Raw genomic sequence first — 12,301 nt, forward strand, 5'->3', positions numbered from 1 at the left:
CGAGCCTTAGCCCTTGGCTCGGGTTTCCAGCACTTCCACGGCTGGCAGCACCTTGCCCTCGACGAACTCGAGGAAGGCGCCGCCACCGGTAGAAATGTAGGAGATCTGATCAGCAACGCCGTATTTATCGATGGCCGCCAGAGTGTCGCCACCGCCGGCGATGGAGAAAGCCGAGCTTTCGGCGATCGCCTTGGCCAGTACCTTTGTGCCGTTGCCGAACTGGTCGAACTCGAACACGCCCACCGGGCCATTCCACAGAATAGTCTGGGATGCCTTGAGCAGTTCGGCGAAGTTGGCCGCAGTTTGCGGGCCGATATCCAGGATCATGTCGTCAGCGGCCACGTCAGCGATGAGCTTGACGGTGGCTTCGGCGCTTTCAGCGAACTCTTTGGCAACGACCACGTCCACCGGCAATGGCACGCTGACTTTGGCGGCGATGGCGCGGGCGGTATCCAACAGATCCGGCTCATACAGGGACTTGCCCACCGGATGGCCGGCTGCGGCCAGGAAGGTGTTGGCAATGCCGCCGCCGACAATCAGCTGGTTGCAGATCTGGCTGAGGCTATTGAGCACATCGAGCTTGGTGGAGACCTTGGAGCCGGCAACGATGGCGGCCATCGGCTGGGCCGGAGCACCCAGGGCCTTGCCCAATGCATCCAGCTCAGCGGCCAGCAGCGGGCCGGCAGCGGCGACTTTGGCGAACTTGGCCACACCGTGGGTCGAACCTTCGGCACGGTGCGCAGTGCCGAAAGCGTCCATCACGAATACGTCGCACAGCGCGGCATATTGCTGGGCCAGTTCGTCGCTGTTCTTCTTCTCGCCCTTGTTGAAGCGCACGTTTTCGAACAGCACGATGTCGCCAGGCTTAACATCAACGCCACCCAGGTAGTCAGCCACCAACGGCACATCACGGCCCAGGGCCTTGCTCAGGTATTCAGCTACCGGCTTGAGGCTGTTTTCAGCAGAAAACTCACCTTCGGTCGGGCGACCCAGGTGGGAGCAGATCATCACGGCCGCGCCTTTTTCCAGGGCCAGCTTGATGGTCGGCAGCGAGGCCAGGATTCGCGCGTCGCTGGTGACAACACCGTCCTTGACTGGGACGTTGAGGTCTTCGCGGATCAGTACGCGCTTACCTTGCAGATCGAGGTCGGTCATCTTCAACACGGTCATGGGTCGCAGTTCCTGAATTACTGTTGAGGTTGTTTAGAGGCGATGTGCAGATAATGTTCCGCAACATCCAGCATTCGGTTGGCAAAGCCCCACTCGTTGTCGAACCAGGCCAGGATGTTCACCAGCCTCGGGCCGGAAACGCGAGTCTGGCTGGCATCGACAATCGCCGAATGCGGGTCATGGTTGAAATCGCAACTGGCGTGGGGCAACTCGGTGTAGGCCAGCAAGCCTTTGAGCGGGCCGCTGGTGGCGGCCTCGCGCAGGATCCGGTTGACCTCCGTCGCATCGGTGTCGCTGACGGTTTGCATGGTGATATCCAGGCAAGACACATTCACCGTCGGCACCCGTACGGCTTTGGCCTGGATTCGCCCGGCAAGTTCCGGCAACAGTCGCTCGATGCCGCGAGCCAAACCTGTGGACACCGGAATCACCGACTGGAACGCCGAACGCGTACGGCGCAGGTCTTCGTGGTGATAGGCGTCGATTACCGGCTGGTCGTTCATCGCCGAGTGAATCGTGGTGATCGACACGTAATCCAGGCCAATCGCCTGATCCAGCAGGCGCAACAACGGCACGCTGCAGTTGGTGGTGCACGAGGCGTTGGACACCAGCAGTTCATCGCCGGTCAGGCAATCCTGGTTGATGCCGTAGACGATGGTGGCGTCCACATCCGCCTCACTGGCCATCGGCTGGGAGAACAGCACGCGCGGCGCGCCGGCATCGAGAAAACGCTGGCCATCGGCACGGGTGTGATAGGCACCGGAGCATTCCAACACCAGGTCGACGCCCAGCGCCGCCCAGTCGATGCCCTCGGGCGTGGCACTGCGCAACACTTTTACGCAGTCGCCATTGATATGCAGACAATCGCCGTCGACCCGCACTTCGCCGGGAAAGCGCCCGTGAGTGGAGTCAAAGCGTGTCAGGTATTCGATGCTGGCCATATCGGCCAGATCGTTGATCGCAACAATTTCAAACCCGGCCGCCGTCCCTCGCTCGAACAGCGCACGCAAGACGCAACGACCAATGCGGCCGTAGCCGTTGAGTGCAACTTTGTAAGGACGCGGTTGGGGCATGGGGTTCTCGCATTGTGGGCGACACAAACCACTGTAGGAGCGAGCTTGCTCGCGAAGAACTTGAGAGCGCCGCGTTAAACCAGAAACACTGCGTTATCGTTAACGATCTTCGCGAGCAAGCTCGCTCCTACAGTAGAGGCGGTGACCAGTGGGCCACCGCGTTAGCGCCTTAGTCTTCCAGCAGCTCTTCAGCCTGACCCAAGATATTTTCCAGGGTGAAACCGAACTCTTCGAACAACGCTGGCGCCGGCGCCGACTCACCGTAGGTGGTCATGCCGATCACGCGGCCTTCCAGGCCCACATACTTGTACCAGTAGTCGGCGTGGGCCGCTTCGACAGCGATACGCGCGCTGACCTGCAAAGGCAACACCGACTGCTTGTAGCCGGCGTCCTGGGCTTCGAACACGCTGGTGCACGGCATGGATACAACACGCACATTGCGGCCCTGGGCGGTCAGCTTGTCGTAGGCCTGGACGGTCAGGCCCACTTCGGAACCAGTGGAGATCAGGATCAGCTCCGGCTCGCCGATGCAGTCCTTGAGCACATAGCCACCACGGCTGATGTCGGCGATCTGCGCGTCGGTACGCACCTGGTGTTGCAGGTTCTGACGCGAGAAGATCAGCGCCGAAGGACCGTCCTTGCGCTCGATGGCATGCTTCCAGGCCACGGCGGATTCGACCGCGTCGGCTGGGCGCCAGCAATCCAGGTTCGGCGTGGTACGCAGACTGGTCAGTTGCTCGACCGGCTGGTGCGTCGGGCCGTCTTCGCCCAGGCCGATGGAGTCGTGGGTGTACACATGGATCACGCGTTTCTTCATCAGTGCGGCCATGCGCACGGCGTTACGGGCGTATTCCATGAACATCAGGAAGGTCGCGCCGTATGGCACCAGGCCGCCGTGCAGGGACACGCCGTTCATGATGGCGCTCATGCCGAACTCGCGCACGCCGTAGTACATGTAGTTGCCGCTGGCGTCTTCTGCCGATACACCTTTGCAGCCTTTCCACAGGGTCAGGTTGGAACCGGCCAGGTCGGCCGAGCCGCCGAGAATCTCAGGCAGCAGCGGGCCAAACGCGTTCAGGGTGTTCTGGCTGGCTTTACGGCTGGCGATGGTCTCGCCCTTGGCCGCGACTTCGGCGATGTAGGCCGAGGCTTTCGCCGAGAAGTCGGCAGGCAGGTCACCGGCCAGGCGGCGTACCAGCTCGTTGGCCAATTCCGGGAATTCGGCGGAGTAGGCAGCGAAACGCTGGTCCCATTCGGCTTCGGTGGCCAGGCCTTTTTCCTTGGCATCCCATTCGGCGTAGATGTCGGCCGGGATTTCAAACGGGCCGTGGTTCCACTTCAGCGCTTCGCGGGTCAGGGCGATTTCCGCGTCACCCAGTGGGGCGCCGTGGCAGTCTTCTTTACCTTGCTTGTTCGGCGAGCCGAAGCCGATGGTGGTCTTGCAGCAGATCAGGGTCGGCTGCGCGCTCTTGCGCGCGGTGTCGATGGCGATCTTGATTTCTTCCGGATCGTGGCCGTCGACATTGCGGATCACCTGCCAGTTGTAGGCTTCGAAACGCTTCGGGGTGTCATCGGTGAACCAGCCTTCGACTTCGCCGTCAATGGAAATGCCATTGTCATCGTAGAATGCAATCAGCTTGCCCAGGCCGAGAGTACCGGCCAGGGATGCAACTTCGTGGGAAATGCCTTCCATCATGCAGCCATCACCCAGGAACACGTAGGTGTGGTGGTCGACGATGTCGTGGCCGGGGCGGTTGAACTGCGCGCCCAGGACTTTTTCCGCCAGCGCAAAGCCTACGGCGTTGGCCAGGCCTTGGCCCAGGGGACCGGTAGTGGTCTCCACGCCTGGGGTGTAGCCGAATTCCGGGTGGCCCGGGGTGCGGCTGTGCAGCTGGCGGAAGCTCTTGAGGTCGTCGATGGTGACGTCGTAGCCGGTCAGGTGCAGCAGCGAGTAAATCAGCATCGAGCCGTGGCCGTTGGACAGCACGAAGCGGTCACGGTCGGCGAACGACGGGTTGCTCGGGTTGTGTTTCAGGTAGTCACGCCAAAGTACCTCGGCGATATCCGCCATGCCCATCGGGGCACCGGGATGGCCGCTGTTGGCTTTTTGCACGGCATCCATGCTGAGGGCACGAATGGCGTTGGCACGCTCACGACGGCTGGGCATCGCTGATCTCCTGGAGTTTGCTTAAAAGAAACGGAAAAAAGGACCGGCATTTTCCCTCAGCCACCGCCTGCGGGCAATGACAGATAGTCACTTGAAGGGCTTTTTCCCAAGGTTTCTACAGTTATCCCTTGCAGAACCCTGCCACAGATTCGTCTAGGGGTTATAGCGGTGGCTTATAACCGCCACTTATCGATCAATATCAAAACTTTTTGATATTGGCCTTGCGGGGATCCCAACCCGTCACTAGACTGCTGGCCTTATGAACCTACCCGTGCCCTCCCTGCGTCCTGACGATGGCGATGAGCTTGCAGCCTTGTGCAAGGCCGCTGGCGATCCGTTGCGCTTGAACGTATTGCGTGCACTGGCCAACGATTCTTTCGGCGTATTGGAACTGGCGCAGATTTTCGCCATCGGCCAGTCCGGCATGAGCCACCATTTGAAGGTGCTGGCCCAGGCCGACCTGGTGGCCACCCGCCGCGAAGGCAATGCGATCTTTTACCGCCGCGCCCTGCCCCACACCGAACAGCTGGGCGGCAAACTGCACGCGGCCTTGCTTGAGGAAGTGGACAACCTGGGGCTGCCAAGCGATGTGCAAGCGCGGATCGGCCAGGTGCACGGGCAACGCGCCGCCGCCAGCCAGGACTTTTTTTCCCGGGTTGCCGACAAGTTTCGCGCCCAGCAGGACCTGATCGCCGGGCTGGCCCAATACCGCGAAAGCGTGCTGGCGCTATTGGACAAGCTGAGCTTCAGTGATAAGGCCACGGCCCTGGAAGTCGGCCCTGGCGACGGCGGTTTCCTGCCGGAACTGGCGCGCCGCTTTGTGCAGGTCACGGCGCTGGACAACAGCCCGGCGATGCTGGAATTGGCGCGCCAGTTGTGTGAACGCGAAGCCTTGGGCAATGTGCGCCTGCAGTTGGCCGACGCCCTGGGCGACACCGGCCTGCGGGCCGATTGCGTGGTACTGAACATGGTCTTGCACCATTTCGCCGCCCCGGCCGATGCCCTCAAGCAAATGGCCGGGTTGCTGCACCCCGGCGGTAGCCTGCTGGTGACGGATTTATGCAGCCACAACCAGAATTGGGCCAAGGAGGCCTGCGGTGATCTCTGGCTGGGTTTTGAACAGGACGATCTGGCCCGTTGGGCCACCGCTGCGGGACTCGTTCCCGGGGAAAGCCTCTATGTAGGTTTACGTAATGGTTTCCAGATTCAGGTCCGCCATTTTCAGCGGCCGGCTGGCGACACTCACCATCGGTAAATATCAGGAAAACATCGAGATGAGCGAATACTCCCTTTTCACCTCCGAGTCCGTGTCTGAAGGGCATCCGGACAAAATCGCCGACCAGATCTCTGACGCGGTGCTGGACGCTATCATCGCTGAAGACAAGTTCGCCCGCGTGGCGTGCGAGACGCTGGTGAAAACGGGCGTGGCGATCATCGCCGGCGAAGTCACCACCACCGCCTGGGTCGACCTGGAGCAGATCGTTCGTGACGTGATCACCGATATTGGCTACAACAGCTCCGACGTCGGCTTCGATGGCGCGACCTGCGGCGTGATGAACATCATCGGCAAGCAGTCGCCTGACATCAACCAGGGTGTTGACCGTGCCAAGCCTGAAGACCAGGGCGCCGGCGACCAGGGCCTGATGTTCGGCTACGCCAGCAACGAGACCGACGTGCTGATGCCGGCGCCGATCACCTTCTCGCACCAGCTGGTGCAGCGTCAGGCCGAGGCGCGTAAATCCGGATTGTTGCCATGGCTGCGCCCGGACGCCAAGTCCCAGGTGACCTGCCGCTACGAAGGCGGCAAGGTCGTGGGGATCGACGCCGTTGTATTGTCGACCCAGCACAACCCCGACGTGTCCTATGCCGACCTGCGCGAAGGCGTGATGGAGCTGATCGTCAAGCACGTGTTGCCTGCCGAGTTGCTGACCAAGGACACCCAGTTCCATATCAACCCGACCGGCCAGTTCATCATCGGCGGCCCGGTGGGCGACTGCGGCCTGACCGGGCGCAAGATCATCGTCGACAGCTACGGCGGCATGGCCCGTCACGGCGGCGGCGCGTTCTCCGGCAAGGATCCCTCCAAGGTTGACCGTTCCGCGGCTTACGCCGGTCGCTATGTGGCCAAGAACATTGTGGCTGCCGGCCTGGCCGAGCGCTGCGAAATCCAGGTTTCCTACGCCATCGGCGTAGCCCAGCCGACGTCGATTTCGCTGAATACCTTCGGCACCGGCAAGATCAGCGATGACAAGATCGTCAAGCTCGTACGTGAGATCTTCGACCTGCGCCCCTACGCGATCACCACCATGCTTGACCTGCTGCACCCGATGTACCAGGAAACCGCAGCCTACGGCCACTTCGGTCGTACCCCGGCGCAGAAGACCGTTGGCGACGACACCTTCAGCACCTTCACCTGGGAAAAAACCGACCGCGCTAACGACCTGTGCACTGCCGCCGGCCTGTAAGCGTTCGCGCGACAGACAGAAACACCCGGTAAAAAGCCCCGAGCAGTCGGGGCTTTTTTGTGGGCACTTGGATGACTTAGGCTGGGCACCCTTCTTCGAGCAAGGATGCTCATGATGCATAGGTTCATGGCTTTTTTTCTCAGTATTCTACCCGCCTGGACGTGGGCAGAGGCGTGCCCCGATGACGCTCACGCGCAACTCGATACCTTGACCAGACAGGTCAGCCAGTGGGACGACAGTTACCACCGCCAGGGCCATTCCCCCATCAGTGACGAACTCTACGACCAGGCCCGTCAGCGCCTGGTGCACTGGTACGAATGCGCTCACCAGCCCCTCCCGAAGGCTGATAATCCGCTGGCCAGTTCACGCGGCACATTACGCCATCCGGTCGCGCACACCGGCCTGGGCAAGCTGCTGGACGAGTCGGCAGTCAGTGACTGGCTCAGCACCCGTCACGATGTATGGGTCCAGCCCAAGGTCGACGGCGTCGGGGTGACGCTGGTGTATCGACAGGGTCGCTTGCACCAGCTCATCAGCCGGGGCGACGGCCTGCTGGGGCACGACTGGTCAGCCTCCGGGCGCAGGATCCCGGGCATCGTGCAACAGTTGCCAGACGCAGTGGATGTGGTGTTGCAAGGCGAACTTTACTGGCGCCTGAACCACCACGTGCAATCGATGAAGGGTGGGCTCAGTGCACGCAGCAAAGTGGCTGGCCTGATGAACCGTCGACAGTTGAGCGATGCCGAGGCAGCAAGGATCGGCTTATTCGTCTGGGCCTGGCCCGATGGTCCGAGCGATTTCAACGAACGCCTGGCTACCTTGACGCACTGGGGTTTTACCGACAGCCAGCGTTACAGCCACCCTATCGAGAACATCAGCAAAGCTGCATATTGGCGCACGCACTGGTACAACGCGCCACTGCCCTTCGCCAGTGATGGCGTGGTGCTGCACCAGGCCGCGCGGGCGCCCGCCGAACGCTGGCAGGCCAGCGCCCCCTATTGGGCGGTGGCCTGGAAGTATCCGCCGGTGAAAGCCCTGGCGCTGGTGCGCAACATAGCGTTCCAGGTCGGGCGTACCGGGCGTATTACCCCCATCCTCGAGCTGGAACCCGTGCGCCTGGATGATCGGCAGATCAGCCGGGTCAGCGCCAGTTCATTGAAACGTTGGGAGTCCCTGGATATCCGTCCTGGCGACCAAGTGTCCATCAGCCTGGCAGGCCAGGTGATTCCCCGGTTGGATGAGGTGGTCCTGCGCAACGCCACAAGGGTGGATGTGCAGGTTCCCGATACCCGAGCCTTTCACGCCCTGAGCTGCTGGCAATTGGACCCCGGCTGCGAAGATCAATTGCTTGCCCGCCTGACCTGGCTGAGCAGCAAACAGGGCCTGGCCTTGCCGCATATGGGCCGTGAAACCTGGAACATATTGATCCAGGCGGGTCTAATCGCAGGCTTTCTCGATTGGTTAACCCTGGATGCGGCGCAGCTTGCTACCATTGAGGGCTTCGGTGATCGCACCCGCGCGCGGGTGCTCGACAATATTCAAAGCGCCCGGCAACGCCCTTTTTCACAATGGCTCAAGGCCCTGGGCGTGCCGCCCGCGGCGCGCAACAACCTGGAAGGCGACTGGCAGGCGTTGGTTGCCAAAGACACCCAAGCCTGGCTGGCCTCGGACGGCATCGGCCCGGGACGTGCGGCGCAACTCAGCGCTTTTTTTCGCGACCCGCAGGTACGAGCCTTGGCTGAAACATTACGTGGGGCCGGGATAGATGGGTTTTGACCCCCCAGCCACCTGATTGCGACCTTGGAGCTTTATATGAAATTTCTCGCCCCCCTTGCCTTACTGACCCTCGCAAGCTTCACGGCCACGCCACTGTTGGCCGCCGAAGAAGCGCAACCGCTCACCGGCTGTGCCGCCAAGCGCCAGGCCATCAGCACCCAGATCGAACAAGCCAAAGCCCACGGCAATAGCGCCCAACAGGCCGGGCTGGAGAAAGCCCTGAGCGAAGTCACCGCCAACTGCACCGACGCCGCCTTGAAAAAAGAACGCGAAAACAAGGTGCTCGACGCCAAGCACGAAGTCTCCCGCCGTCAGGCCGACCTCGACAAGGCCATGAAAAAAGGCGACCCGGACAAGATCAACAAGCGAAAGGACAAACTGGCCGAGTCGCGCAAAGAACTGCATGACGCGGTGGAAGAACTCGACCAGTAAAAACGATCAATGATCGCGGAACTGTTTATGGCAGGCGCTGCAGGTATCTTCGACTTTCTGCACCGCAGGCTGGAGATTGCTGGCCTTGTAGGGCTGCACTTGGCTGGCGATCACCAATTCACCGGTGGCCGCCTCAAGGTCGCGGGCCAGTTGCTGGAATTGCGCCTGTTTTTGCCAGACATCGTCCTTGGCGCTGGTGTGGTCTTCTTCGCGCACACTCGGGAAATGCTTCCACGGTTCATGGGACAAGGCATCCAGCTTGACCGCGCCCTCGGCGAACTTGACGCCGTCGAACGGAATACGTCCACGCAACATGCCGCCCAGGTCTTCGCCGGTCTTGAGCATCTGCTTGAAGATCGCCTTGCGCTGGCCCAGCGGGGAATTGGGGTCGACACCGCCACAGGCGGACAAGGCCAGGCAGGCCAGCAGTACAACGGTGAGTTTTTTTAACATCATGATGGCTTCAAGGTCACGGAAAACGGCGGCCAGTATCCTCGCACCGCCCACAAAGACCAATAGCCCTATTAATAATAAGGTTTGCCCGCCTGCAGCGACGCACGGGCAATCGTTTCAGGAATTGCCTAAATGAATATCACCTTGAAACCCTGGAGCCGCCTGGCGTGGGCTCTGCCGATGATCGCGCTGCTGGCCGGCTGTGATGCAGGTAAAGACACCGACAAAGAAGTCGCCAAAGAAGAAGCCAAGCCTCACGCCGTCGCCACCTATGTGAGTGCGCCTTGGGAAGCCTTGCCGGTTGTCGCCGACAGCGACTTGCTGGCCGGGTTTGAATCCTGGCGCAGTGCCTGCCAGCGCCTCAAGGCCGATCCGGTGTGGGGCACAACTTGCGCGGCAGCGGCCAGCGTACCGGGCGATGCCGTGGCGGTCCGTGGCTTCCTCAAGGAGCATCTGGATGTATTCGGCCTGCGTTCGGCTGACAACACGCCACATGGCTTGATCACCGGCTATTACGAGCCGGTCTACCCTGGCAGCCTGACCAAAACCGCCAGCGCCCACGTGCCGGTATACGGTGTGCCGGATGACCTGATCATCGTCAATCTGGAAAGCATCTATCCGGAACTCAAGGGCAAGCGCCTGCGCGGGCGCCTGGAAGGCCGCGTACTCAAGCCCTACGACGACGCCAGCACCCTCAACAGCCAAGGTTCGACCGCCAAGCCGATTGCCTGGCTGACTGACCCGATGGACCTGCAATTCTTGCAGATCCAGGGTTCGGGGCGTATTCAACTGGCGGGCGGTCGCCAACTGCGTGTCGGTTATGGCGACCAGAACGGCTACCCCTATCGCCCTATTGGCCGTTGGCTGGTAGAGCAAGGCGAGCTGAAAAAAGAAGAAGTGACCATGGGCGCCATCAGTGCCTGGGCCAAGGCACACCCGCAGCGCATTCCAGAGCTGCTGGCGAGCAACCCCAGCTACGTTTTCTTCAGCGCCCGCCCCGACAGCAACGAAGGCCCGCGCGGTTCGCTGAACGTGCCGTTGACCGCCGGCTATAGCGTGGCGGTGGATCGCAAGGTGATCCCGCTGGGTAGCCTGCTGTGGCTGTCGACCACCAAACCCGACGGTTCACCGATCATCCGGCCCGTCGCAGCCCAGGACACCGGCGGCGCAATCACTGGCGAAGTGCGGGCAGACCTGTTCTGGGGCACGGGCGATGCGGCAGGCGAGCTGGCAGGGAATATGAAGCAACAGGGACAGATCTGGATGCTGTGGCCAAAGGGTGCGCCACTCCCCCAGTTACCAGAGGCGCCAGCTGGTACCTGACAAACGCTGAAGATCAAATGTGGGAGGGGGCTTGCCCCCGATTCGATGTAACAGCCGATGAATATGTCGACTGATACGCCGCCATCGGGAGCAAGCCCCCTCCCACAAGGTTTCTGCGTCAAGCGTTAGATCGAGACGAAGAAGAAACTCGCAATCAACACCATCCCAACAAACCACACCAGCGAACGTAAGATCGCCCAGTCCGCCAGGTAGCAAATGATGTACAGCAGACGGCTGGTGATAAACAGCACCGCCAGCACATTGATCGTCACCAGTTCTGCTGTACCGGCCAGGTGCGCGATGATCACTGCCGCAGCAAACGCCGGGGTTACTTCAAAGCTGTTGAGCTGGGCACTGTGGGCGCGTTTGGCGAAGCCTTCGAGGGTATCAAGGAAGGCCCGCGGGTCGTGGTTTTGCCGGGGCCCGAACTTGCCGCCGCTGAACTTGGCCACACCCGTGCACAGATATGGCAGAAAAATTGCGATCAACACACACCAGAAAGCCACTGTCATCACTCATTCCTTTTTTGGATTTATCTGACGGTTAGAATTTCATCACGAACATGCCGATCAATACCAACCCACAGGCTATGAGCCGTGGCCGGCCGAAAGGTTCTTTCAAATAACGCATGCCGAACAGCACCACCAGAATCACGCTGACTTCCCGCAGCGCGGCGGCCTCGGCAATCGAGCCCAACTGCATGGCCCAAAGCACCAAAGCGTAGCTCAACAATACACATAACCCCACGCTCAGCCCCAACCGCCACTGGGTGCGCCAGAACAGGCTGAACGCTGCGCGCCTGCGCACCAACGCCAGTAACGGAAACGGCCAAGCGCTGAGCAGCGTCAGCCAGACCAGGTAATCGAATGGGTGCGACCAACGCCGCAATGCCTGTCCATCCAGAAAGGTGTAGCAACCGATGCACAGACCAATCAGCAACACCACAGGCAGCATTGACCACGGCAACCGATCACCGCCCCCACCCTGCCACAACAGGCACAACATGCCGAACGGGATCAGCAAAATGCCCAGGATCTGCTGGGTACTCAGCACCTCGCCGGCAAACACCAGGGTCAGCATCAGCACGACCAAAGGCGATAAGCCGCGCATCAGCGGATACACCAGGCCCAGGTCACCGACCCGATAGGCCTGGATCAACAAATAGCGGTAGAGCAATTCAAACAGTGCCGAGGCGATGATCCACGGCCAGATGTCCAGCGGCGGCAAGGCCACAAACCCTACCGCAACCACCACGAACAGCAGCGCCACGCTGTCCATGCAGGCGATGATCAACAAGCGTTCGCCACTGAACTTGATCAAGGTGTTCCACGTCGCATGCAACAGCGCCGCTACCAGCACCAGAGCTGTCGCTACCACCAGGACCTCCGCAATTGATTCTTCATGTAACTGCACCTGTTTATACTAAACCCTGCTTCGGCGCA

At 61.0% G+C, this 12,301-nt stretch carries 11 protein-coding genes; 5 read left to right on the plus strand and 6 right to left on the minus strand.

What is annotated here, in order from left to right:
• Positions 1–6: 6 nt before the first annotated feature.
• The 3 genes from QYQ93_RS27165 to tkt all read right to left on the minus strand — a co-directional run bounded on the left by QYQ93_RS27165 (position 7) and on the right by tkt (position 4,410).
• Entirely contained in the window at positions 7–1,170 is a 1,164-nt protein-coding gene (locus tag QYQ93_RS27165) for a phosphoglycerate kinase (RefSeq protein WP_338475885.1), read from the minus strand.
• A gap of 17 nt (positions 1,171–1,187) precedes the next feature.
• Positions 1,188–2,243, minus strand: coding sequence for an erythrose-4-phosphate dehydrogenase (gene epd, locus QYQ93_RS27170; protein ID WP_043046205.1), 1,056 nt, complete (start codon positions 2,241–2,243; stop codon positions 1,188–1,190).
• A gap of 169 nt (positions 2,244–2,412) precedes the next feature.
• Positions 2,413–4,410, minus strand: a complete 1,998-nt coding sequence (gene tkt / locus QYQ93_RS27175; RefSeq protein WP_043046207.1) for a transketolase — start codon at positions 4,408–4,410, stop codon at positions 2,413–2,415.
• 259 nt (positions 4,411–4,669) lie between these two features.
• Here tkt and QYQ93_RS27180 point away from each other — a divergent pair, with 259 nt between their 5' ends.
• The 4 genes from QYQ93_RS27180 to QYQ93_RS27195 all read left to right on the plus strand — a co-directional run bounded on the left by QYQ93_RS27180 (position 4,670) and on the right by QYQ93_RS27195 (position 9,083).
• Positions 4,670–5,665, plus strand: coding sequence for an ArsR/SmtB family transcription factor (locus QYQ93_RS27180; RefSeq protein WP_043046209.1), 996 nt, complete (start codon positions 4,670–4,672; stop codon positions 5,663–5,665).
• A 19-nt stretch (positions 5,666–5,684) separates the two neighbouring features.
• Positions 5,685–6,875, plus strand: coding sequence for a methionine adenosyltransferase (metK, locus tag QYQ93_RS27185; protein ID WP_338475887.1), 1,191 nt, complete (start codon positions 5,685–5,687; stop codon positions 6,873–6,875).
• Between the two features lie 111 nt (positions 6,876–6,986).
• The gene (gene ligB, locus QYQ93_RS27190; RefSeq protein ID WP_338475888.1) at positions 6,987–8,651 is read left to right on the plus strand and encodes an NAD-dependent DNA ligase LigB; all 1,665 of its coding nucleotides are present in this window, start codon (positions 6,987–6,989) and stop codon (positions 8,649–8,651) included.
• A gap of 36 nt (positions 8,652–8,687) precedes the next feature.
• On the plus strand, positions 8,688–9,083 hold the full coding sequence (locus tag QYQ93_RS27195) for a DUF1090 domain-containing protein (protein WP_338475889.1): 396 nt from the start codon (positions 8,688–8,690) through the stop codon (positions 9,081–9,083).
• 6 nt (positions 9,084–9,089) lie between these two features.
• Here QYQ93_RS27195 and QYQ93_RS27200 read toward each other — a convergent pair whose 3' ends face one another.
• The gene (locus tag QYQ93_RS27200; RefSeq protein WP_043046216.1) at positions 9,090–9,539 is read right to left on the minus strand and encodes a c-type cytochrome; all 450 of its coding nucleotides are present in this window, start codon (positions 9,537–9,539) and stop codon (positions 9,090–9,092) included.
• A gap of 129 nt (positions 9,540–9,668) precedes the next feature.
• Here QYQ93_RS27200 and QYQ93_RS27205 point away from each other — a divergent pair, with 129 nt between their 5' ends.
• Positions 9,669–10,859: a murein transglycosylase A gene (locus QYQ93_RS27205; protein ID WP_043046218.1), complete on the plus strand. Its 1,191-nt coding sequence runs from the start codon at positions 9,669–9,671 to the stop codon at positions 10,857–10,859.
• A gap of 125 nt (positions 10,860–10,984) precedes the next feature.
• Here QYQ93_RS27205 and QYQ93_RS27210 read toward each other — a convergent pair whose 3' ends face one another.
• Positions 10,985–11,371 carry an MAPEG family protein gene (locus tag QYQ93_RS27210; protein WP_043046220.1) on the minus strand — a complete coding sequence of 129 codons (387 nt, stop codon included), beginning with the start codon at positions 11,369–11,371 and terminating at the stop codon, positions 10,985–10,987.
• Positions 11,372–11,402: 31 nt separating this feature from the next.
• Positions 11,403–12,236: an EamA family transporter gene (locus QYQ93_RS27215; RefSeq protein WP_338475890.1), complete on the minus strand. Its 834-nt coding sequence runs from the start codon at positions 12,234–12,236 to the stop codon at positions 11,403–11,405.
• Between the last annotated feature and the right edge of the window lie 65 nt (positions 12,237–12,301).

The sequence above is a fragment of the Pseudomonas khavaziana genome, from assembly GCF_036704165.1.
GTDB lineage: Bacteria > Pseudomonadota > Gammaproteobacteria > Pseudomonadales > Pseudomonadaceae > Aquipseudomonas > Aquipseudomonas khavaziana.

Excerpts from the sequence above, each read along its gene's own strand:
- QYQ93_RS27210 (WP_043046220.1), bottom strand. The coding sequence starts at position 11,371 with ATGACAGTGGCTTTCTGGTGTGTGTTGATCGCAATTTTTCTGCCATAT.
- QYQ93_RS27205 (WP_043046218.1), top strand. The coding sequence starts at position 9,669 with ATGAATATCACCTTGAAACCCTGGAGCCGCCTGGCGTGGGCTCTGCCG.
- QYQ93_RS27165 (WP_338475885.1), bottom strand. The coding sequence starts at position 1,170 with ATGACCGTGTTGAAGATGACCGACCTCGATCTGCAAGGTAAGCGCGTA.
- QYQ93_RS27200 (WP_043046216.1), bottom strand. The coding sequence starts at position 9,539 with ATGATGTTAAAAAAACTCACCGTTGTACTGCTGGCCTGCCTGGCCTTG.
- metK (WP_338475887.1), top strand. The coding sequence starts at position 5,685 with ATGAGCGAATACTCCCTTTTCACCTCCGAGTCCGTGTCTGAAGGGCAT.
- tkt (WP_043046207.1), bottom strand. The coding sequence starts at position 4,410 with ATGCCCAGCCGTCGTGAGCGTGCCAACGCCATTCGTGCCCTCAGCATG.
- QYQ93_RS27180 (WP_043046209.1), top strand. The coding sequence starts at position 4,670 with ATGAACCTACCCGTGCCCTCCCTGCGTCCTGACGATGGCGATGAGCTT.
- QYQ93_RS27195 (WP_338475889.1), top strand. The coding sequence starts at position 8,688 with ATGAAATTTCTCGCCCCCCTTGCCTTACTGACCCTCGCAAGCTTCACG.
- ligB (WP_338475888.1), top strand. The coding sequence starts at position 6,987 with ATGATGCATAGGTTCATGGCTTTTTTTCTCAGTATTCTACCCGCCTGG.
- epd (WP_043046205.1), bottom strand. The coding sequence starts at position 2,243 with ATGCCCCAACCGCGTCCTTACAAAGTTGCACTCAACGGCTACGGCCGC.